Origin of the sequence: Psychrobacter piscatorii (assembly GCF_043641605.1) — a bacterium.
GTDB classification, from domain to species: Bacteria; Pseudomonadota; Gammaproteobacteria; order Pseudomonadales; family Moraxellaceae; genus Psychrobacter; species Psychrobacter piscatorii_C.
Genome location: NZ_JBHZRK010000006.1, coordinates 23,595 through 48,013 on the forward strand (window position 1 = coordinate 23,595; position 24,419 = coordinate 48,013).

General features: G+C 43.5%; 15 protein-coding genes. 12 read left to right on the plus strand and 3 right to left on the minus strand.

Features of this window, described 5'->3' with window-relative positions:
• Positions 1-45: 45 nt before the first annotated feature.
• The 5 genes from aroB (at position 46) to ACHUET_RS07150 (ending at position 10,767) form a co-directional block, all read left to right on the plus strand.
• Positions 46-1,155: a 3-dehydroquinate synthase gene (aroB, locus tag ACHUET_RS07130; RefSeq protein WP_394211745.1), complete on the plus strand. Its 1,110-nt coding sequence runs from the start codon at positions 46-48 to the stop codon at positions 1,153-1,155.
• 126 nt (positions 1,156-1,281) lie between these two features.
• Positions 1,282-2,370 (plus strand): hypothetical protein, encoded by a 1,089-nt coding sequence (locus ACHUET_RS07135; protein WP_394211747.1) that lies wholly within the window; start codon positions 1,282-1,284, stop codon positions 2,368-2,370.
• 879 nt (positions 2,371-3,249) lie between these two features.
• Complete coding sequence (gene gltB / locus ACHUET_RS07140; protein WP_394211749.1) at positions 3,250-7,713, plus strand: glutamate synthase large subunit; 4,464 nt, start codon at positions 3,250-3,252, stop codon at positions 7,711-7,713.
• Positions 7,714-7,945: 232 nt separating this feature from the next.
• On the plus strand, positions 7,946-9,367 hold the full coding sequence (locus tag ACHUET_RS07145) for a glutamate synthase subunit beta (protein WP_394211751.1): 1,422 nt from the start codon (positions 7,946-7,948) through the stop codon (positions 9,365-9,367).
• Between the two features lie 188 nt (positions 9,368-9,555).
• On the plus strand, positions 9,556-10,767 hold the full coding sequence (locus tag ACHUET_RS07150; RefSeq protein WP_394211752.1) for an FUSC family protein: 1,212 nt from the start codon (positions 9,556-9,558) through the stop codon (positions 10,765-10,767).
• An 83-nt stretch (positions 10,768-10,850) separates the two neighbouring features.
• On the opposite strand, the gene ACHUET_RS07155 is transcribed toward ACHUET_RS07150, so the two are convergent.
• The gene (locus ACHUET_RS07155) at positions 10,851-11,978 is read right to left on the minus strand and encodes an ABC transporter substrate-binding protein (RefSeq protein WP_394211754.1); all 1,128 of its coding nucleotides are present in this window, start codon (positions 11,976-11,978) and stop codon (positions 10,851-10,853) included.
• Positions 11,979-12,461: 483 nt separating this feature from the next.
• A complete protein-coding gene (locus tag ACHUET_RS07160; protein ID WP_394211756.1) occupies positions 12,462-13,301 on the minus strand; it encodes a Cof-type HAD-IIB family hydrolase in 840 nt (279 codons plus the stop codon).
• 393 nt (positions 13,302-13,694) lie between these two features.
• On the opposite strand from ACHUET_RS07160, the gene ACHUET_RS07165 reads away from it, so the two are divergent.
• The 4 genes from ACHUET_RS07165 (at position 13,695) to ACHUET_RS07180 (ending at position 16,233) form a co-directional block, all read left to right on the plus strand.
• Positions 13,695-14,288 (plus strand): hemerythrin domain-containing protein, encoded by a 594-nt coding sequence (locus ACHUET_RS07165; protein ID WP_394211758.1) that lies wholly within the window; start codon positions 13,695-13,697, stop codon positions 14,286-14,288.
• 250 nt (positions 14,289-14,538) lie between these two features.
• Positions 14,539-14,847 (plus strand): BLUF domain-containing protein, encoded by a 309-nt coding sequence (locus ACHUET_RS07170; RefSeq protein ID WP_394211760.1) that lies wholly within the window; start codon positions 14,539-14,541, stop codon positions 14,845-14,847.
• Positions 14,848-15,078: 231 nt separating this feature from the next.
• A complete protein-coding gene (locus tag ACHUET_RS07175; RefSeq protein WP_394211762.1) occupies positions 15,079-15,570 on the plus strand; it encodes a BLUF domain-containing protein in 492 nt (163 codons plus the stop codon).
• Positions 15,571-15,789: 219 nt separating this feature from the next.
• A complete protein-coding gene (locus tag ACHUET_RS07180; RefSeq protein ID WP_394211941.1) occupies positions 15,790-16,233 on the plus strand; it encodes a BLUF domain-containing protein in 444 nt (147 codons plus the stop codon).
• Positions 16,234-16,387: 154 nt separating this feature from the next.
• On the opposite strand, the gene parC is transcribed toward ACHUET_RS07180, so the two are convergent.
• The gene (parC, locus tag ACHUET_RS07185; RefSeq protein ID WP_394211764.1) at positions 16,388-18,697 is read right to left on the minus strand and encodes a DNA topoisomerase IV subunit A; all 2,310 of its coding nucleotides are present in this window, start codon (positions 18,695-18,697) and stop codon (positions 16,388-16,390) included.
• A gap of 782 nt (positions 18,698-19,479) precedes the next feature.
• On the opposite strand from parC, the gene ACHUET_RS07190 reads away from it, so the two are divergent.
• The 3 genes from ACHUET_RS07190 to rph all read left to right on the plus strand — a co-directional run bounded on the left by ACHUET_RS07190 (position 19,480) and on the right by rph (position 24,346).
• Entirely contained in the window at positions 19,480-21,207 is a 1,728-nt protein-coding gene (locus ACHUET_RS07190) for an AMP-binding protein (protein ID WP_238038816.1), read from the plus strand.
• 440 nt (positions 21,208-21,647) lie between these two features.
• Positions 21,648-23,447 carry an AMP-binding protein gene (locus tag ACHUET_RS07195; protein ID WP_394211766.1) on the plus strand — a complete coding sequence of 600 codons (1,800 nt, stop codon included), beginning with the start codon at positions 21,648-21,650 and terminating at the stop codon, positions 23,445-23,447.
• 182 nt (positions 23,448-23,629) lie between these two features.
• Positions 23,630-24,346 carry a ribonuclease PH gene (gene rph, locus ACHUET_RS07200; RefSeq protein WP_201602350.1) on the plus strand — a complete coding sequence of 239 codons (717 nt, stop codon included), beginning with the start codon at positions 23,630-23,632 and terminating at the stop codon, positions 24,344-24,346.
• The last annotated feature ends 73 nt before the right edge of the window (positions 24,347-24,419 follow it).

The following is a 24,419-nucleotide window of genomic DNA, read 5'->3' on the forward strand; positions in this document are numbered from 1 at the left end:
TACTCAGCTACTTTTACCCAATTATAAATGCTTAAGGAGTGTCTCATGGCAACGTCACTGTTTCATGATAGCTTGACAGTTCGTACGCAAAGTCATGATTATCCAATCATTATTACTGAAGATGCGACGTCAAAAGATAGCAGTATGGCAAAGCAAGTCGCACCTTACATTAAGGGTTGCCAAGTATTGATTGTGACTAACGACACCGTGGCACCTCTGTACTTGCAAGCTCTAGAAGACGAGCTAGCAGAGCAGTTTACGGTAAAAGTTTGCGTGTTACCAGATGGTGAGCAATATAAGAACCAGACAAGCATTGACCAAATATATGATGCGCTAATGGCAGAGCATTTCAATCGTGATGTCACGCTTATCGCACTTGGTGGCGGCGTGGTGGGTGATATGACAGGTTTTGCTGCGGCAAGTTTTATGCGCGGGGTCGACTTTATCCAAATTCCAACGACCTTATTATCGCAAGTCGATTCTAGCGTTGGCGGCAAAACGGGCATCAATCATGCGCAAGGCAAAAATATGATTGGCGCATTCTGGCAGCCACAAATGGTGCTCGCTGATATGAGTACGCTCAAAACGTTGCCTGCACGTGAGCTGTCAGCAGGAATCGCTGAAATTATCAAATATGCGCTTATCATGGATGAAGCATTCCTGACATGGCTTGAAGAGAATTTACCTGCAATGATGGCGTTGGATTTGGCAGTACTTGGCGAAGCGGTGAAGCGCTGCTGTCAATACAAAGCAGATGTGGTCGCTCAAGATGAAAGAGAGTCAGGTGTGCGTGCTCTATTGAACTTTGGGCATACTTTTGGTCATGTGATCGAGACCCATCAAGGCTACGGCAATTGGTTGCATGGTGAGGCGGTAGCGGCGGGCATGATGCAAGCGGCTGAACTGTCCCAAAAAATTGGTTGGTTGACCCTTGATGAGGTTGAGCGCATTAAGCGTGTGTTGATGCTAGGTAACCTGCCAATCAAACCGCCTGCCATTGATGTACAAACGGCTCTGGACTTGATGGGGCACGATAAAAAAGTGAAACACGGACAAATCCGGCTGATTTTGTTAAAATCAATAGGGAGTGCAGTATTGACCAATGATTTCGATGACGATCTGTTGCTCGAAGTATTGTCACAACACAGCGCATAATGTATCAAAATTTTAGTGAGTATTCGTACTAAAAATTGATATGTACAGCAGATTCACTAACTGCACTTCTATTTGAATGAGCATTGATGTAATGCTCTTAAATATGTTTTTACCAAGGACCTCCCCATGGCAGCATCAAAATCGAAGACGCGTACCGCTGGCCAATCATACAGTCGTCAAGCCCTGATTTGGCTGGTCGCGACGTTACTATTAGGTGTTGTGACAGCGTTAGTCTGGATGCTAAGCCAAACGCCAGCGATGGGTGCCAAAATTGAAAACGAACCAGTATCAGCACCGCAAATGTTGGCTGATGAGTTTGAGCAACCATTAAAAATCGAGTCACTTCACGAGCTTGATACCGATGTACAGCCGATTAGTTTTGATACGACTGTCCGTGACTTGCGTAATTATCCTGACGAGTTTAAAGACAAGCGTTACCTACTTGCCAACAAGGGTAAGTGGACCGTGCAGGTGATGAATGTCGCTGAAAATGACGTGATTGTCAGTTATTTAGAGGGCCGTGAAGATCGTGATAAATTTGCTTATTTCCGCTATCTTGATAGTGAAAATCAAGTTCGTTATATGCTGACTTATGGAATCATGAGTAGTCCACAGGAGGCCGTTGGGGCAGCAAAGCTCATAGATTTTAAACTGCCTGCCAATGTGCGTGTGCTACCGGAAGAGATCAATCGATACGTCAGTATTATTGATAACTACGAGCGTCCTGATCCAGTAAAAGACTTAAGCACGAAGCGCACGCGCGCTGTCAATCTAAAACCGACTAAGCGTGAAATACCAGCACGTCAGCAAGCCCAAGCAGTCAACAATACTAACAATGACCAAGCCACCAATAATAATACCAGTCGCGATAGTCAAGGAGGCTTTAACGAAAGTATTTCAGATGAGAGTATTCGCCAGTCAGCTGATACTTCTGAAACGTTATCCGTTACTGAAGAGCGGACGGTTGGTAATGAGTCACAGTCAGTCCCTGAAGCGCCAACTCAAAACGAAGGCAATGCCAACAAGCCTAAGCAGGATAATAAAAAACCAGTAGCATCAGGAACGGATAACAATAGCAGTATCAAAAAACCACCCGTCGTACCTGCGCCAAAACCGCCAAGCACAAGTAACAATGGTGCTAGCAATAATGCAAACACTCCTAAAAACAATAATGGTGATAGTATAAAGACGCTCATAGAAGATAAAAGCAACTGATACGCATTTTCTGTCATCGAAAACCCCACTAGCTAATTGGTTAGTGGGGTTTTTTATACTTCGTTTTTTTAATATATTAGTGGCTACTGTCGCTATTTTGGGGCAAAGTGTTCAAGGTAGACACATCTCATCCATTGCCTCAGGCAACCCTACGTAGGCGCTTTATATTATATTTCTAATGGGTTTTTAATCGTCCTATAACTAATAGTAATGAGACCTTATACAAATTATGGCTGATGAATCGATAGAAAAGACTAGATTTTTTGTGAATCATTAACTAATATAACTATGGGCGACGTTCTGTATAGTTATCGTAAAAAACTATTATTAAACAAGCATTTAGTAACAAATCAACGATCTATAAGGTGTGTTGCTAAGGTTTGTTGTCTCAAGCGCGGCTACTTACTGGCTATGTTAAAGTGCTTGTAAGTGACGCAACCTCTCTTATTGTCACTTTTTTTAGAGTGAATAAGGCGCTTGAATACAGAGCGTCAGATATTCAAGAAGGACTACATGCACGGTTATTAAATGGTTGGATGTCCAGCTCTCATTGCTAGATATGACGACATAACACACGATGCTTAAGCGAACGACATAACGTATTACTGATTAGGCAATTGGCATTTAGGGGTATACATTACTCTGTTTCAAAGGGCTGCCATTTACTATCTCTAATATACGACGCATATGTCACGACATTATCTGATGACCAGGAGGGTCAAAGGTTTACTTGCTTTTAGAGCATGATGTCGATTGAGCCTCGCACCATTTACTAATTCAACTATCCGAATATCCACTATCAGCCCGTTCTGCTTACGGGTACCAGCTTATGCTCCGCATTGGAGATGTAAGTTGCCCGTCTACTTAAAAGGACAAGCTATGTCAATGATTTCCTCGCAAACACACCTGGCCACGCCAGATGATTTTTCTGATAATTGCGGTTTTGGTCTAATTGCTCATATTAAGGGTGAAGCCAGCCATAATTTGGTAAAAACCGCCATTCATAGTTTAAGTTGCATGACACACCGTGGTGGTGTGGCGGCCGATGGTAGAACTGGTGATGGTTGCGGTCTACTATTAGCGACCCCTACCGATTTCTTTAAACAGATCGCTGATGAGCACCAATTCGCAATTACAGACAACTTTGCCGTTGGTATGGTGTTCGTCAATTTGGATGATGATAAAGCCAAGCATAGTCAGCAAATATTGAGCGATGAGATTACCGCCCAAGGATTAGAAGTCGCTGGCTGGCGCGATGTGCCACTTGATTTGAGTATTGTGGGTGAGATCGGCCGTGAGACATTACCAGATTTTAAGCAGGTATTTGTCAATGCGCCAGATGATTTAGCGGCTGATGATTTTAACCGTAAGCTGTTTGTTGCACGCAAAAAAGCAGAGCAGCGTCTGGTTGATGATGAATTGTTTTATGTATGTTCATTAAGCTGTCAGACCATTATTTATAAAGGTCTGGTCATGCCATCAGACTTACCAGCATTTTTCTTGGATCTACAAGACGAGCGCTTGGCGTCACACATCGTGGTTTTCCATCAGCGTTTCTCCACCAATACTTTGCCACGATGGCCATTGGCACAGCCGTTCCGTTATCTGGCTCATAATGGTGAATTGAATACCATCACAGGTAACCGTAACTGGTCTAAAGCACGCACGCCAAAGCTTAAGTCAGACAAACTGCCGAACTTGAATGAATTGACGCCGCTTGTGAATAGCACGGGTTCTGATTCATCAAGTCTAGATAATATGCTTGAAGTGCTAATGTCTGGCGGCATGAACTTGTTCCATGCGATGTCGATTTTGGTTCCACCAGCGTGGCAGAACGTCGATAGCATGGATATGGATTTGCGAGCGTTTTATGAGTTTTACTCGCAGCATATGGAAGCGTGGGACGGTCCTGCAGGGCTTGTGATTCAAGATGGACGCTATGCCGTTTGTATGCTTGATAGAAACGGTCTGCGTCCGTCACGTTGGGTGACGACCAAGAACGGTTATATCACCGTTGCATCAGAGGTTGGTGTTTGGGACTACTCACCACAAGATGTGTTGGCAAAAGGTCGTGTCGGCCCAGGTCAAATGCTGGTTATTGATACGTTGACAGGTCAAGTGATGGATACGACTGCTGTTGCAACGTTGCTGAAAAATGCGCATCCGTATCGAAAGTGGCTGCGTGAAGAAGCGACACGTGTCCGTGATGATGAGCGCTTAGAGGAAACCTTAGCAGCGCAAGCTTGTCGTGGCGATAAGCTAAAAGCCTTACAAAAGATGTATCACATCACCAATGAAGAGCGTACAGAGATTATTCGTCCTAATGCTGAAAACGGTCAAGAGCCAGTAGGTTCGATGGGTGATGACACGCCAATGGCAGTGCTATCACAGCAAATCCGCCATGTCGGTGATTTTTTCCGTCAGCAATTCGCACAGGTGACCAACCCGCCAATCGATCCATTACGTGAATCAATCGTGATGTCATTGCAGACCTGCCTAGGTGCTGAAACCAACGTATTTGCACCATCTGCGAGAGATGCTCACCGTATTATTTTGTCATCGCCAGTATTGTCAGCTAGCAAAATGCAGCAGCTTGAAACCTTGGATGATCCAGCGTTCAAGATGGCTCGCATTGATCTGAACTATGACCGTACTCTAGAGCTATCTGATGCTATCGTCGCTATTTGTGAGCAAGTGGCAGATAACATCCGCTCAGGCAACACCTTGATTGTACTGTCTGATAAAAATATCGATGCAGACAAAGTACCAGCCAACGCCATTATGGTTACTGGCGCTGTGCATCATTATCTAATCGCGCAAGGTATCCGTACCGATGCTAACTTAATCATTGAGACGGGCCTTGCCCGTGACTCGCATCAAATAGCGGTATTGATTGGCTTCGGTGCAACTTGTGTGTATCCGTATCTAGCATATGATGTCATTGATGATTTGGTTGCGACTGGTGAGCTACTTGGTGATCCGATTCAGGCCCGTGTTAATTTCCGCAAAGGCTTAGATAAAGGTTTGCTAAAAATCTTATCAAAAATGGGTATCTCTACCATTGTTTCTTATCGCGGCGCGCAGTTGTTTGAAGCAGTTGGTTTATCAGAAGAAGTCGTAAGCTTATGTTTTAAAGGTGTACAAAGCCGTATCAAAGGCGCTACCTTTGCAGATCTTGCCGCTGACCAAGCGCAACTGGCTGCCAACGCGTTTAAACGTCGTGCGCCATTAGATCAGGGTGGTTTGCTCAAGTTCGTCTTCAATAAAGAGTACCATGCCTTTAACCCTGACGTGATTAACAGCCTGCATACGGCCGTACGTACGGGCGATTATGAGAATTACCAGAATTATGCCAATCTAGTCAATAGCCGCCCAGTCGCGACTTTGCGTGACTTGTTGCAGCTAAAGACCGATAACAGTATCGATGTCGATGATGTTGAGGATATCTCTGAGATTTTGACGCGTTTTGACTCAGCTGGCATGTCGCTAGGCGCACTGTCTCCTGAGGCACATGAGTCGATCGCAATGGCCATGAATACCATTGGTGGCCGTTCAAACTCTGGTGAGGGCGGCGAAGATCCTGCACGTTATGGCACATTGCGTAACTCAAAGATTAAGCAAGTGGCCTCTGGTCGTTTCGGCGTGACGCCTGCGTATCTACGCTCAGCAGAAGTGATGCAGATTAAAGTAGCCCAAGGTGCCAAGCCTGGTGAAGGTGGGCAGCTACCTGGTGGTAAAGTCAACGCGCTGATTGCACGCTTGCGTTATTCGGTGCCAGGCGTGACCTTGATTTCACCGCCGCCGCATCACGATATTTACTCTATCGAAGATTTGGCGCAGTTGATTTTTGATTTAAAGCAAGTCAATCCAGATGCATTGGTATCCGTTAAATTGGTTTCACGTCCAGGTGTGGGAACGATTGCAACTGGCGTTGCCAAAGCTTATGCCGATTTGATTACGATCTCAGGTTATGATGGTGGTACAGCAGCGTCTCCGCTATCGTCTATCCATCATGCAGGCTCGCCATGGGAGCTAGGTCTGGCTGAAACCCATCAGTCTCTACGAGTGAATGGATTACGTGATAAGGTACGTGTTCAGACCGATGGTGGTCTGAAAACAGGACTGGATGTCGTCAAGGCTGCTATTCTTGGTGCAGAAAGCTTTGGCTTTGGTACCACGCCGATGATTGCGGTTGGTTGTAAGTACCTACGTATCTGCCATTTGAACAACTGTCCAACAGGGGTTGCTACCCAAAAAGCCAAGCTACGCGATGAGCATTTCATTGGCGAAGCAGAAATGCTGATTAATTTCTTCAAATTTGTCGCAACTGAAACACGTGAATGGTTAGCAGCGCTAGGTGTTCGTAGTATGGAAGAGCTAGTCGGTCGTACTGACTTGCTAGATATCTTAGAAGGTAACACTGATAAGCAGCGTCATCTTGATTTAACGCCATTGTTATTTAGTCACCCAGCCAGTGTGGGCAAAGCCCAAACGTGTCAAGTGGAGCGTAACGAGCCGTTTGATAAAGGCTTGCTCGCTGAGCAAATGATTAGCGATATGCTCGTGAATATTCGCCAAGGCTCAGGTGGTGATTATAGCTATTTCGTTGGCAACTGTGACCGCTCTATTGGTGCTCGTATCTCTGGTGAGATTGCGCAAGTATGGGGCAACCTTGGCATGAGCGATATGCCGATCAAGCTTCGTCTGACAGGTACTGCAGGGCAAAGTTTAGGCGTGTGGAATGCTGGTGGCTTAAACATCGAGCTTGAAGGCGATGCCAATGACTATGTGGGTAAAGGTATGGCTGGCGGTGAGATTGTCATTTATCCACCTAAAGACTCAAACTTTACGGCACAAGAAACCGCTATCATCGGTAATACTTGCCTATATGGTGCAACGGGCGGTAAATTATATGCTGCCGGTACAGCGGGTGAGCGTTTTGGCGTTCGTAACTCTGGCGCGCATGCAGTCATCGAGGGTACAGGCGACCATTGCTGTGAATATATGACTGGCGGCATCGTCACGATTCTTGGCCGTACTGGACTCAACTTCGGTGCTGGTATGACGGGTGGTTTTGCTTATGTACTCGACATGGAAGGCGACTTCTTTGATCGTTGCAACCATGAGCTGATCGATCTCAACCGTATCTCAAGCGAGCAAACAGAAGAGCATCGCATTCACTTACAGCAAGTGATTGAAGCTCATGTAGATAAAACAGGCAGTGCATGGGGTCAGACGATATTGGACGACTTTGAGCACTATGTTCGTAAATTCTATTTGGTGAAGCCAAAAGCGGCGAACATTGCAAGTCTTCTTAAAACTACCATGGCCGACCCACAATAGCCGATTTTTCATTGTCGGTCGTGCCAATAGATTGTCTTGAGAGATTGTATTGAGGAATCGACAATGACTTTGATTAGGGTAGCCAGCGTTCCGTTTTTAGAGACGTTTTAACTCACAGGTTTTCAGCAGGTACGTGACAGCAGCGATATATGTCTTAGATTTTAGACAAACAACACATCGCTTGACTGTCACCACCTACTGCAAAAGAGCCTTCTATAAAAGAGATAGCACCATGGCAAAACGCTTAGAAAATAATTTTCAGTTTTTAGATGTACCGAGATTTGATCCAACCAAAAAAGACATTGCAACGCGCTCAACAGAGTTTGTTGAAATTTATAAGCCTTTTGAAAATGAAGCTGTTGCCCAGCAAGCGCATCGTTGTCTTGAGTGTGGTAACCCGTACTGCGAGTGGAAATGCCCAGTACACAACTATATCCCTAACTGGCTAAAACTGGCCACCGAAGGCCAGATATTCCAAGCCGCTGAGTTATGCCATCGCACCAATACGTTACCTGAAGTATGTGGACGAGTTTGCCCACAAGATCGCTTATGTGAAGGCGCTTGTACATTGAACGATGGCTTTGGGGCAGTGACGATTGGTAATGTTGAAAAGTACATCAACGATACCGCGTTTGCGCTTGGCTGGCGTCCGGATATGTCTGAAGTCGTTTGGACAGACAAAAAAGTCGCTATCATTGGTGCAGGGCCAGCAGGTCTAGGTTGCGCGGATATCTTGGTCAGAAATGGTGTCAAGCCTGTCGTCTTTGACAAACGTCCTGAGATTGGTGGCTTACTAACATTTGGTATCCCCGAGTTCAAAATGGAAAAAGACGTCATGCGCAATCGCCGTGTGATCTTTGAAGACATGGGTATGGAATTCCGTCTAGAGACAGAGATCGGTACAGACGTCACCATTGATGAGCTGTTGGCTGACTATGATGCGGTATTTATGGGTATGGGTACATACACCTATATGCGTGGCGGCTTCGCTGGTGAAGAGCTGACAGGCGTCTATGATGCGCTAGATTACCTGATTGCCAACGTCAACCGTTGCAATGACTGGGAAAAAGACACCGAAGAGTATATCGACTTTAAAGGCAAAAGAGTTGTCGTATTAGGCGGTGGCGATACGGCGATGGACTGTAATCGTACCAGTATTCGTCAAGGTGCTGAAAAAGTCGTCTGTGCTTATCGCCGTGATGAAGAAAATATGCCTGGCTCACGCCGCGAAGTAGTCAATGCTCGTGAGGAAGGAGTTGAGTTTTTATTCAATCGTCAGCCTACTGAAATCATTGGCTTAAATGGCAAGGTCAATGGGGTAAAAGTCGTCACGACGCACTTGGGTGCGCCAGATAACCGCGGTCGCCAGCGTCCTGAGCCGATTCCTAATTCTGAAGAAATTATCCCATGTGATGCCGTGATTATGGCATTTGGCTTTAGACCAAGTCCTGCTGATTGGTTCGAGTCGCAGCAAGTGGCAATGGACAGCTCTGGTCGTGTGTTGGCTGCAGAAAAACAAACCTTTAAGTTCCAAACCCAGAATCCCAAAATTTTTGCAGGTGGTGATATGGTGCGTGGCTCTGATTTGGTCGTGACGGCTATTTGGGAAGGCCGCGAAGCAGCAGAAGGTATACTAGACTTTTTAGAGGTTTAGTGAGGTTAATTCAAACTTAGCTATTCATCAGCAGGGTTTGAGCTTGAACGTCTTTTGTCTTTTAATAGACAAAAGGCGTTTTTTTTGATTAATACTTTGTAAATCGAGGCTCGACTGCTAGCATGTTTGTGCGTAACCTATGTGCGTTACCATTTATCTCGCTTATTAACCAAAAAGAGTAGCCTTGCGTGAAATCAACCCTTTACCAGCGTGTTACTGCTCCATTTACTGAGCCTTATGTTCGCTATCAACATGCCGATGTCTTGCACGCCATTCGCTTAGGAACGGCTGTCATACTGGCTCTACTGGTCAATAAACTCACCAACCTGCCACATGGGGAGTGGACGACCATTACGGTTTTTATTATCTTGGGATTACTGCAATATCAAGGCGCTATCTATACCAAAGCCAAAGAGCGTGTCTTGGGTACTCTACTAGGCATAGGTACTGCTCTTGGGGTGCTGTGGTTCATTCAAAATGCAGGTGCATGGCCATGGGTGGACTACGCGCTCATCGGTCTATTAAGCGGCATCATTGGCTATTTAGCCGTCAGAAAGCTTGGGTATACAGGGCTGCTGACGGGTATCACTATGTTGATGATTGTCTCTGATTTGGGTCACAACAGCATCGGTCAAGATGGCATCTACCGCGCGCTAAATATCTTACTGGGTACGGGCGTTTCGGTAGCAGTGACGCTGATTTTACCGCTCAAATCAACGTTGATGTGGCGGTTTTTATTGAGTAGTAATCTTGACGCTTGTAGCAGTCTCTATGCTGGCGTGGGTCATCATATTGATGCAGCGGATGGGGTAATGGAAAACGCTAGTCAAAAATCAAACCCAATCGCCTTTCCTATTAAAGAAGTACCTGTTGATAGGAAGTTGGTAACAGCGCTACAACAGATTAATAAACGCCTGCTGGCTGTGCGACCACACATCGCTGCGACAGCAAGTGAGTCAGGAATCGAAAAAGAGACACTAGAGACGATTCAGCGTACCCATCGTAATATCATTGGCACAATTGATTTATTGTTAAGTGCTGCTCCGCGTTTGGCGAATATCGAAATCGATGAAGAAAACCATGTGTTACTGATACATTATCAGCATGAATTGACACAAGCCATGCAGCATATGGCGGCGGTACTCCGTAGTCCAAGCGATGAAGTGTTTCGCCCGATTACTCGTATTGCTGTGTCAGAATATCCAACTGTGCAGCACTTAGCATTTGAGTGGCAGGGGTATTTTTGGTTAACACAAACGTTGCAAACCCAGTTGCAGCAATTAAGTGATCTGTTACAAACCTCTAAGCTACACTGGTTTGCTGCATCTGGGCTGGGTTATCAGCGCCGTGAGCAGCGCCGGATGAAAGAGCAGGGTGGCGAGACAGATTTGCATTTATAACGCACAAAAAACGCTGAACATTTAGGATCAGCGTTTTTATTCTTAGAGATTTACTTTATTTTAAAGGTATTAAACCATGGCTATTAGCGACCCGTTTTTAGCTTATCCCAGTATTGTTGATACACGTGTAGTGCCTCATCGCCCACATCTTCTTGGAATTCCGCTTTTGCTAACACGTCTTTAGATGGGTAAATCGTTGGATTGTTGCGAACGCTTTCATCCATCAGCTCGCGTGCTGCCTGGTTTGGTGACGCATAACCAATTTCTTCACTCACGATTTTGGCGTTTTCAGGACGTAGCAAGTAATCAATAAATTTGTGTGCTGCATCAACTTGTTTGGCATTTTTCGGAATGACAAAGTTGTCCATCCACAAGATAGCGCCTTCAGTCGGGTATTTATAAGCTAGGCTCGTTAGACCTTCGTCATTCGCCATGACTGCTTCGCCATTCCACGTCATGCCAAGAGACGTCTCACCTTCGATGTACGGCATACGGGTGGCATCAGAGTTGAACGTTTTGACGTTTGGCATTAACGTCGTAAGCTTGTCATAAGCCGCTTTTATTTCGTCAGGATTGCTGCTGTTGCCCGAGTAGCCTAGTGTCAGTAACGCCATACCGAACACTTCACGCACATCGTTGGTAAGCATCACCTGACCTTTATACTTAGGATCCCATAGGTCGTTCCAGCTATTCACAGTTGCAGGATCGACACTATCACCATTGATCGCGAGGCCGGTGCTACCCCACATGTACGGTATTGAGTATTTATTGTCAGGGTCGACTGTGGTGTTAGTAAATGACGTATCGAGGTTTTTAAAGTTACTTAATTTAGACTTATCTAACTCTTGCAACAGCCCTTCTTTAGCCATCTTTTCGACATAATAAGTCGATGGAATTGCCAAATCATACTGGCTCGAATCATCGAGTAGTTTAAGTTTGGCGTACATCGCTTCGTTTGAATCAAACGTCGTGTAATTGACTGCGATGCCAGTTTCTTCTTCAAAACCATCCAAAATTTCTTGTGGCATGTATTCTGACCAGTTATACAAATTGAGCGTCTCATTGCTCGCCGCAGCGCTACCATCTGCCGCATTGTCAGAGTTGCTACAGCTAGCTAACGCTAAGCCAATAGCTGTCGCTAATAATGCCTTTGGTACTATACGGCCGATACGAGCTGGGTTGTCTGGATGGAACGATGATAAATGGGTCAAAATATCTCTCCTAAATAAAATAATGCAAATCAAAAAGTTGACAAAAATAATAAGGCAGTCAATGCCTCATGTCGCTAATAAAACTATTATGGTTATTACTTTGTACAATTTAAAGGGCTATTATCAAGACGATGCTTAGTTATGCTAATAAAGGTCGCTAATAATACTAATCAAATGAGTGATAAAAATTGGTTTAAAAACCGTCAATGCTGGGTGGGTTTTCTAGAGCATTGATAAGGATGGGGCAAATAATAGCCATATAGACCTATGCTATTACAAGTGTAAGGATAAGCGAAGGTTCAAGCGTCAAATAGCGCCAAGAACTTAGAACTTAACATAATAATTAGCCATACCATAGAAACAAAGGATGCGACGCAATAACCTAGCGCCGCTATCACCGAAGATTCAATGACTGTTGATGGTAGTTCAACGATGCTTTGACAGGATATTGATAGGTACGTAATACATGCTCAAATAAGATTTTTATTTGGTTGACGAGGTGGCGTAGAACGGTTCAAGCACTGTCTGTATGCCATACTCTTCGATCGTCCCAGTGACGAAATCAGCACGCGCTATCAGATCAGGCTGCGCATCCCCCATCGCTACGGCAAACCCAACCAAATCAAACATTTCTAAGTCATTCATACCATCGCCAAACGCCATACACTCGCTGACATCTACCGCATAGTACTCGCAGACATCTTTGATTCCGCGCGCTTTTGATGCTTCTATTGGCAATATATCTGCACCGATTTGATGCCAATGCACCAGTTTTAAATCATACTGCGCAAAGTCGATATCTTGCATTTTTTCTTGTTGATTATTAAAAAATACTGAGCATTGATAGACGATATTTGACTTGTAATACTCAGGGTCAAGAATAGAGTTGGGTGTGACAGCATTGAATTCACGCAAACGATCATTTTCACCTGACCAAGCGATATGAGTGGCAGAGTCAAACTTATGAATCAAGTCGCTCTGCTGGCACAGACGCACGATTTTATCTGTTTGCTCACCAGACAATGGATAGTGGCTGATTCGGCCATTTTTATCAAAGCTATACTGTCCATTCATACAAATAATGGCATCCAATATATCTGCATCAAGCAATGCTAGAATATCCTCAGGCAATATGGCCTTGGAGCGCCCAGTTGAAATCACCAACTTGATATCAGTGTCTGCCAGTTGCTCAAGGGTTGCTTTATTATGTTCGGCAATGACGCCGCTGCGGCTCAAGGTGTCATCGATATCGAAAAAGATGATTTTAGGTGTAGAGACTTTGGTATTCATACTTTCTTGAGCAATTTTATCTTCGATAAACATGGTTGTCCTTTACATTTTAAGCGCTGCTATTAAAGGTAATAGTAGCTGATTACTAATACCTGAGCGACTGTATTATTCGTTTTATCCTACAGGCTCATTAGCCAAAAACGATGAGAGTTTTGACTAGATTGTGTAACGCATTGGTCTTACGCTATTCACTTTGATGATTCATAAACTTGCTAACGTATTACCGAAGATACCGTTGATATTCTAAGTGTAGTCTATATATAGACTACACTTAAATTAAATATTTTTTAGTTTATCTAATGAATTTTATCTAATAAATTACTATGTCGTTTTCTGAGCTAAGTTCTTGAAAGAGGGTTTATTGATAACGACTTAAGCATTTATAGAGAAAACTGAATAAGTAAAATAATTTATAGGGACAATATTATGACTGCTTCCACTCAAAACTCAAAAGCTAAAGATATAGCAGATGAGGGGCGGCTTGCTCCGACTCCACGCCATCCTGCCAGTCGGTTAGAGGCTGATTGGCTGTTTTTATACGAGAAGCTACCGCCTAATCAATGGTTTAATGCAGACTATATTTATAAGACATCATTTTGGTTAAGTATTCACGCTGATATACGTAAACGTCAACACACTCTTATTCAAATCAGTGACGCCTATCATGCCGGTGATATTGAATGGTCAGAATACCGCTCACAAATCTCACCACGGATTAATCAATATATTTTTAAATTACACCAACACCATAATATTGAAGATACCGGCTACTTTCCACAGTTCATTCGCATGTACCCCCAATTAAAAGCAGGTTTTGAGATATTAGATCGTGACCATGTGTATCTGGATGCACTACTTAATGAGTTGCAAGTGCTAAACAGTAGGCTAGCATCAAGCAATACTGAAGATAAAGCACTGGGTGAGCAATTGCATCAGCGCTTAATGGATGCCAGTGAGCTACTGTCGCAACACCTCACTGATGAAGAAGATTTGGTGATTCCTATTTTGGGGCTGAATTAGTGTTATAGGGAAAAATAGTTCAGCTTTATTTTTTATCAGACAAGACTACCGCACTGAATGTACCAGAATCTGTAATACTGCGATGTAGCGATAGAGGGCAGTACGCTATCTTATTGAAACTACAACGTTGTCTCTCTAGAAAAGAGCGAGAACGGGTAAAAACCTACTAAAAAATACAAAATGTTGTTGATTGTACTTTAGATTAAAGGGTATCTTAATTTAAAGCGGCTTTTGATCATTGAAATTCTTTATGCATAAAGTTATTGATGACATCTCAAAATCTGGTACTGAAGTTTTAGAGGAGAGAAATAAAGACGGTGCAGATATTCTAGTGAGCATCACATATATCGGTAAAAATCGTGAGAAAGATAATGGCATAAAGCTGACTCGTACCTTTGAGATGGCACGAAAAAATAACGAAAAAAGCAATATCACTTCAGCGCTTGTCATTAATGATCATTATTTTATTCAAAACATCGAAAACTCGAGATTTTCGATCAAGGAAAGCTTAGTTATTGTTATTTTGGGATTAAACAATAGTAATTATAGTCAAATATAGATTAGGCTTTTGAGCTATTAGAATAATACAATCACACAGTTTTTACCAACATTTGTAGTAAAATTCGCGGCAGTAAATATTGGTGTCCTATCTCATCAAAAAGGTCATGTCATAATTTAAAAAATAATAATAGATGGTAAAAATTCGGTCAAAACGTAACAATTTCATTGATTATATTTTATAATAAAGTGTATCTTAATTTAGATAAGTATTTTGCAAATAGGGTTCCTTATGAATATTATAACGACAAGCCATACTCCAGAAAATAAGAAAAGAAATGGCGAGCATATTCTTATTCACATGACATATATCGCCAAAAATGTCGAGCTAAATTCAGGAATCGAGCTGACTCGCGCACTTGAGTATTGGCGCAGATATTTTGAAGAAAACGATATCGTTTCAGCTTTAGTTATTAGTGAGGGTTATTTTGTTCAAAGTTTTCAAGGGACAAGGCCTGCTATCAATACTGCCTTAGCAAAGATATTTGACGAGCATTCAACCATCTTTCCTAATATTGTTAACATAGAGGAAATAGAGTCGCGTCAATGGAGTGGTTTTTTAATCAAACATCTTACTTCAAGCGCTGAAGATGAAGAGTATACTTTGAAGAGCTTCTCAGCAGGTTCTGACTATAATCCATATCTAATGACAAGTGCGCAGATTGAAAATTTTCTGAAAGCAATTTTTGATGAAAAAAAACCACAAATTCATGATGTTATTTAACTTTGATTTTCTGTAATTAAGAGCTTGTTAAGCAATAGAGCAAGCACTTAATTGATGTGAGTGAGCTGTTGTTGTAATTCTGATCGATCAGCAAGATTTGGAGATTAATATTTTGAGTTTAAAATTTGTTCTAGTTTAGAAAAGTGTTTTGCAAATAAGGTTGTTTATGCATATAACGACGAGCCATACTTCAAAAAAAATAATAGAAATGGCGAGCATATTCTTCTCAGTCTCACTTATATCGGAAGAAATAGCGAAAAAAATAACGGAATAGAGTTAACTCGAATTCTTGAGCGATGGCGCAGAAACAATGAGAAAAGTGATATAACCTCTGCACTTGCTATTAATGATAACTACTTAATTCAAAATATTGAAGGCTCAAGGCCTATTATCAATGAAGTCTTGGCAATATTGATCAAGGACTACCCTCATCTATTGCCTCATATCACTGGGGTTGAGGAGATAGAGGTACGGAGATGGAATGGGTTTTTGATCAAATATTCAACATCAAGTGCTGAAGATGAGGAATATACCTTAAAAAGCTTCTCAGCAGGTGCTGACTTCAATCCTTACCTCATGAAAAGTACCCAAATCACAAGTTTCCTAAAAACGATCTTTGAAGATACTGAATTTAATAAGTCTCAAGTAAGTTGTCTATTTTGATTAGCGTAAAAAAGCCGCCTATACATTGTGTATGGGCGGCTTTTTGCTGAGAGTGAGCTGTGTTTGATTTACCTATGAAACGGGTCAACTGAATAGTTGTTTAAAGTCATGTTTTGCTACTCCTTAATTCATTCTACTGAACTAAGCTTATGAATTATCCTGCTATTTCAACACTCGTTACATTCTGAAAGCCTCGTGGCAACTGCCCACCGCGATTACCACGACTGCCCGTATAGTTGGCCAAATCATTTGGCTTTAGCGTCACATGGCGTTTGCCAGCAGTAATGACGAGGCTGTTTTGTAAACTAAGTGGCGTGATAGCGAGCACTTCTTCATTATCTTTTAGCTTAATCAGTTTATTCCCTTTACCGCGAGCCTGTTCAGGCAGATCGTCGAGGGCAAATATGAGTAAATATCCCGCATTGGTCACCACAGCGACATGGTCAGGCGCTACACTTGTATTAGTCGTTTCACCGTCGGCATTAGCAGTCGTATCTACTGGAGCATCAATGCGCGCAACAGGAAGTAGACGACTATCAGCTGCTAGGTTAATGATATTTTTCCCTGCTTTTTGGTTGCTATCAAGATTACCTAGTGTATTGATAAAACCATATCCGGCGGAGCTGGCAAGGATAATGCGCTGATTGTTGTCACCCGTTAATAACTGCTCAAAGCTAGCGCCTGCTGGCGGTTTCAACACACTGGTCAGCGGATCGCCTTGACCACGCGCGGAGGCAAGATTGTGCGCATCGATACTATAGCTACGTCCCGTACTATCGAGTACGTATATTTTTTCATTAGATTTACCGCGCACATGCGCTTGATAACTGTCGCCTGAGCGATAGCTCATACCAGCGGCATCGACGTCATGGCCTTTGGCCGCGCGAATCCAGCCTGCTTTGGACAGGATAGCGGTGACAGGCTCGCTCGGCACCAGATCAGACTCTTTTAGTGCTTGTGCTTCTTCGCGTTCTGCCAATGGTGACACGCGCTCATTGCCGTGCTCTTTCATATCGGCGGTGAGTTCTTCAATCATCAAGTTGGTCAGACTATCTGGATTGTCCAAGTACTCTTGAATGATGGCACGTTCGGCAGCAAGTTCATCTTGCTCGCGGCGCAGCTCAATCTCCTCTAATTTTGCCAACTGACGCAGACGAATATCCAAGATAGCATTGGCCTGAATGTCAGTCAGGTCATAGTCCTGCATCAATGTCGCTTTTGGATCGTCTTCTTCACGAATGATGCGAATGACTTCATCGATATTGAGATAAGCAATCAATAAGCCTGCAAGGATGTGTAAGCGCTTATCGATTTTATCAAGGCGATATTGCAGACGGCGAGTGACGACTGAGCGGCGACAAATGAGCCATTCTTCTAAGATTTCTTTTAGGTTTTTAACCTGCGGCTTACCATTTAGGCCAATCATATTCATATTGACGCGGTAACTGCTTTCTAGGTCAGTACTGGCAAATAGATGACTCATGACACGATCAACATCGACTCGCGTTGAGCGCAATTCCAATACGATACGACAAGCGTTCTCATGATCTGACTCATCATGAATATCGGTAATCCAAGGCAGTTTTTTGTCGGTCATGAGCTTGGCGATTTGCTCTTGGATTTTATTGCCTGAGACTTGATAGGGCAGCGCATCGATAATGACTAAATTTTTCTCTTTGGGGTCGATATGAAAAGTCGCGCGCATTTTGTAACTACCCCGCCCCGTCTCATACATTGCTTGCAAGTCTTTTTTGCTAGTGATGATTTCCGCTGGCGTTGGCAGATCAGGTGCTGGTATCGATTGGGTAAGCTGCTTAACAGACAGCTCAGGGTTCTTTAATAAACGAATCGCTGCGCGTACCACTTCGTTGAGATTATGCGGCGGAATATCGGTTGCCATGCCGACCGCGATACCTGTGGTACCGTTCAATAAAATATTAGGCAAGCGGGCAGGTAGAGTGGTTGGCTCCTGCATCGTACCGTCAAAGTTATCTTGCCAATCGACCGTACCTTGTCCTAATTCTGCGAGCAATGTATTGGCATAAGCAGACATTTTTGCTTCGGTATAACGCATGGCTGCAAAGGACTTAGGATCATCAGGGCTACCCCAGTTACCTTGACCCGTGATGAGCGGATAACGATAGCTGAACGGCTGTGCCATCAGCACCATGGCTTCATAACACGCGCTATCACCATGTGGGTGGTATTTACCGAGTACATCACCGACCGTACGCGCAGATTTTTTCGCCTTGGCAGAGGATTTTAGCCCAAGCTCGCTCATGGCGTAGACAATACGGCGCTGAACAGGTTTGAGGCCATCAGCGATATTTGGCAATGCCCGATCCATGATGACGTACATGGCATAATTGAGATAGGCCTGCTCAGTGAACTCTGCCACTGAGCGAGTATCCATCGGCTCATTAGGAATGATTGGGGCAACAGTAGGATCAATAACATCGGACATAAAATAGACTTCGCTTATGAGTTTTTAATTAGTATGGTTTATATAGTCAGGCATAGTATGAATGTGAACCGCACCGTATGCTCATTTAGGTTCGGCGCGATACTTATGCAAAAATAAGATAGTGCTATCGTAAAGGATATTGATCCAATTAAAAAGACATGTATCAGAATATACGACAGCTCATGACGTGCTTATGCTGGCTTTTATAGACTTTGCTTACTATGTTCTCGTACGTGGCTTTTATAGATAAAGTTAAGTATAGTAAACCTAACATTTGTTTTTTTATTTTTAATAAATATCTCAGAATGACAGTGCCGAATTGGTGACAAGAGTCAGCGCATCTCGACCGGGCAGGGACAAAGAGGGAGCTTGCCGTAACTCTATGACGCTCACTGGGCCAGTTGATGCTCTTGAGAGCACACGCGAAGGCAGTTTTATTATGTAAATGTTGTGACTGAAATAAAAGAGATACCGTGGGTAAAATTCAGTGACATGGCCAGTTTTTATTAATATAAATAATTGATATTAATAAAAATATCAGTCGTCAAGCCAGTTTGAGAACTCGTATAACAATCTTTTGTATTGAGTAGTCTATATAAAGTGTGTATGTTAATGAACAAAGGGCTATTTACCACTACATTGTTTGCTCATCACCCTACGATTATATCGCAGCCTTGCTTACCATTACGATGGTGAGACTGCGCTCTGATTTTTCGTCTGTTTATCACACTGTGATTTGCATGAGTTGACGGTAATGTATTATTACTAGGAGAGAAAAGATTATGGAAAATCAAGGTAACCTTATTCGTCGCAACGACAAAGTATGGCTCAAAACATACGAAAAACTTGGCATTCAGTATGATATCGATATGCCACCAGCCAATACCTCATTGATTGATATCATTGAGCAAAACTTTATCAATCATGCAGGCAAAACAGCGTTTGTCTGTATGGATGTTAAGCTATCTTTCGAAGAGTTGGATCTCTATAGTAAGCAAGTTGCCGCTTACCTTCAGTCATTAGGACTACAAAAAGGCGATAAAGTGGCAGTGATGATGCCTAATATTTTACAGCTGCCAGTTGCGGTGCTAGGGGTGCTACGTGCTGGCATGACATTGGTCAACGTCAACCCACTTTATACCACCAAAGAGCTGTCACACCAGTTAAAAGATTCAGATACCAAAGTTTTGATTCTGCTTGAGAACTTTGCCAAAACTTATGAAGATATCGGTCAAGACCTCGTCGATCATGTCGTAGTTGCCTCAATGGGTGACATGATGAGCCCGCTCAAGGGTTTTATCGTCAATGCCGTGGTACGTCACGTCAAAAAAATGGTGCCTGATTATCATATCAAAGGCAGCGTTAAGTTCAAAAAAGCAATGAACCGTTTTTCTGCTAAGAGCTATAAACGTCCTAACAACATCAGCCTCGATGATGTCGCTGTACTTCAGTACACGGGCGGTACGACAGGGGTGGCCAAAGGCGCTATGCTAACGCATGGTAACTTGGTGGCTAACCTGATCCAAAGCGATACCTATCTAGGCGATGCTTTTGACAAGTTTGAGAAAAGTAATGAGCAGCCAGTGATTATGACGGCTCTGCCGCTATATCATATTTTCTCGTTTACGGTCTGCGGTATGTTTGGCCTATATCGTGGTTGTATCGGTCTGCTAGTACCAAACCCACGTGATCTACCAAGCTTGATCAAAGCATATAAAGACTATCCACCAGCATTTTTCCCAGCAGTAAATACCTTGTTTACCGCGCTTGCCAATAACGAAGAGTTCCAATCGCTAGATCATAGCAAGCTTGAGATGTCTATGGGCGGCGGTATGGCAGTACTCAAAGACACGGCGACCAAATGGGAGCAGGTCACGGGCAATATCATCGTGCAGGGTTATGGTCTGTCAGAGACCTCGCCAGTTGCCTCAGCGAACCCACATGGTACGGGTGAGTTCTCAGGAAACATCGGTCTGCCAATGCCTGCCACTGATATGGCTATCTTGGATGAAGAAGGCAATGAAGTGGCCTTGGGTGAGCGTGGTGAGATTAGTATCCGTGGCCCGCAGGTGATGAAAGGCTACTGGAAGCGTGAAGATGCGACCGCTGAAGTCATGACTTCGGATGGTTACTTCCGTACTGGCGATATTGGCGTGATGGATGAAGACGGTTACTTTAAGATTGTCGATCGCAAAAAAGACATGATCTTGGTATCTGGTTTCAACGTCTATCCAAACGAAGTAGAAGACGCCATGTCGACACATCCAAAGATTTTGGAATGTGGTGTGATCGGTATCGATGATGAGAAGAGCGGTGAAGTACCGAAGATTTACGTGGTACGTAGTGACGCCAGTCTGACTGCTGATGAAGTCATCGCTTACGGTAAAGAAAACTTAACTGGCTATAAACGTCCTCGCCATGTTGAGTTTATTGACGAGCTACCAAAATCTAACGTCGGTAAAATCTTACGTAAAGACCTACGAGCACTCGAAGAAAAAAACCACGGTTAATCTACGAAGGTTTATCTTTAGATAGGATTTTATCACTGGCTATTTATAAATACCTCTATGATTGATTGGTACTTGTAATATGCTGAGTAAGTAGATTTAGTTATTGTTATACCCAAAATGATAAGGTTGCCTCGTGCTGCCTTATCATTTTTTGTCTTTGTGCCTGTTGTGAATAGTGCGGCATAAGGAGTATAGATAGAGAATTTTTAGTAAAACTGCTATAGTGCCAGCCAAGAGGTTTTTGCATTTATTTATAATAGAGTGATGATTTTACTCAATATGACTTGCAAAGCGATTATGATAAAAACGATATAGCTACGCTGACCTGTGAGCTCATTTAATACGATTTCACTATGCTGCATCAAACATTACACAATCAAAAAAACAGAGTTTTTATATAAAGTATTCTATGTTTTTAACAGTAATATTTAGGGAAAATTATGACGGACAATATCAATAAAGAGACAACAGACAACAACGCTGGCACCAGTGATAAAGGCAATGCATCTGAGTACATTTATCAAGACAATGCATTCCCTACTATGCCGACCATCGCCAGTGATAGTCCATGGTTGAGCGCTTATGAGCGTTATAGCATTGATGCTACGATTGAGATGCCAGAGGACAGTACCTCTTTACTTGATGTGTTTGAGCGTAATTTTAGCCGTTATGGCCAAAAAACGGCCTATATCTGCATGGGCGCTTCGATTAGTTTTAAGCAATTGGACCTATATAGCCGCCAGATTGCCAGTTATTTGCAATCGCTAGGGTTGGTTAAAGGCGATAAAGTTGGGGTCATGATGCCCAACCTCTTGCAGTATCCAATCATCGCGTTAGGCGTCATTCGCGCCGGTATGATACTCGTCAATGTAAACCCTTTATATACCAGTCGCGAATTGTCCCATCAGCTCCATGACAGTGGTGCCAAAGCCTTATTCATCGTTGAGAATTTTGCGAAAACCTATCAAGATGCCGAAGACAAAGGGCAGATTGAGCATGTTGTCGTCTGTAAGATTGGCGATATGTTGGGTACGGTCAAAGGGGTCGTGGTCAACCTCGTCGCTCGTCATATCAAAAAAATGATTCCTCCTTATCGAATCCCAAATAGCGTGAGCTTTAAGGAGGCATTGGGCGCAGTCTCTGCCAGTAATTATGCGCGCCCTGAGTTGAACTTGAGTGATGTGGCATTACTACAATATACAGGCGGGACGACAGGCGTGGCGAAAGGGGCAATGCTGTCTCATGGTAACTTAGTCGCCAATATGCTACAGGTTAGTGCACTGATGAATAGTGCGTTCGAAGATGATATAGACAGCAGAGATGTCATCTTGACGGCACTACCGTTGTATCATGTGTTCTCATTTATGGTATGCGGTATATGTAGCATGTACCAGGGTTATACAGGCTTGCTTATTCCTAACCCGCGCGATCTCGATGGGCTTATCAAAGAGATGGGTAAATACAAACCTTCTTTTATCCCAGCTGTGAATACGTTATTTAATGGCTTGGTACACAAAGACAGCTTTGCAGACCTAGATTTCTCTAATCTAAAAGCTTCTATCGGCGGTGGTATGTCCGTATTGCCGAGCGTTGCCAAAGAGTGGCATAAGATCACAGGTCTACCTATCGTTGAAGGCTATGGTTTATCTGAGACGTCACCAGTCGTCGCTTTCAATCCAATGACCATCGCAGAGTTTACTGGCAAGATTGGTATCCCTGCACCTAGCACCGATGTCGTGCTCATCGATGAAGAAGAAAACGTCGTAGCGCTGGGTGATCGCGGTGAGATATGCGTTAAAGGTCCACAGGTGATGATCGGTTATCAAAACCGTCCAGAAGAAACGACCGAGTCCTTTACCGCTAGTGGCTACCTAAAAACGGGTGACATTGGCATCATGGATGAAAAAGGCTTTATCAAAATTGTTGACCGTAAAAAAGACATGATTTTGGTATCTGGTTTTAACGTCTATCCAAATGAAATCGAAGAAGCCATGAGCGAGCATCCAGCTGTGGTAGAGTGCGGTGCCATTGGCGTGCCTAATGATGAGCGCGGTGAAGAGCCAAAACTATTTGTGGTCAAAAAAGGCGATGTCACCGAAAAAGAGCTGCTTGAGTACGGCAAAAAACAACTGACTGGCTATAAGCGTCCACGTCACATACAGTTCGTCGACGAATTACCAAAGTCGAACGTTGGCAAAATCCTACGTAAAGAATTGCGTAAGATGGAAGGCTTAGAATAGATTCTATCGTCAATTATTGCCTAACTGACGGCGCAATGGCGGGTGTGAATCTTGCTATTGCGCCGCTGTCACGTTAGGATATCTTAAGATTTTAGTCTACCAAATACCTGTCGGTCTGCTCATTAGCCACTGATAGCGTACTTTTATGACACTGCTTTTATAATATTGTACTAGGAATTTTTATGCGTATTGACAATCGTGAGCTTGACCAACTTCGCTCTATCAGCTTTGAGCGCCACTATACTAAGCATGCTGAAGGGTCAGTATTGGTCAGTTTTGGCGATACCAAAGTGCTATGTACGGCCAGTGTCGAATCTGGTGTACCACGCTGGCTCAAAGGTAAAGGTAAAGGCTGGATAACCGCCGAATACGGCATGCTGCCACGCGCAACCAATACTCGCAATCAACGCGAAGCGGCTCGCGGCAAGCAGTCAGGCCGTACGCAAGAAATCCAGCGTCTGATCGGTCGTAGCTTACGTGCCATGATTGATTTAAGTAAGCTTGGTGAAAACACCATCTATCTTGATTGCGATGTGTTGCAAGCGGATGGTGGTACTCGTACAGCCAGTATCACTGGTGCGGCAATTGCGCTGATTGATGCATTAGAGACTATCCAAAAGAGCAAAAAACTCAAAGCAGATCCGCTGATTGGACTGGTTGCTGCGGTTTCTGTTGGTATGAAAGATGGTGAAGCCTATCTGGATCTGAACTACGAAGAAGACTCTAGCTGTGATACCGACCTAAACGTTGTGATGACTCAAAAAGGTGAGTTCATTGAGCTTCAAGGTACTGCTGAAGAAAAGCCATTCACTCGCGCTCAAGCAGACGCTATGCTGTCATTGGCTGAGACAGGCATTGCTGAATTGATTAAAATGCAGCAGACTGCACTTGGCTGGTAGTCTGGTATTTGGATAAAACTTGCTGTCTTTATTCTCAGTTTTAATAACTGCCTGTTGGTTTCTGATAGGCAGT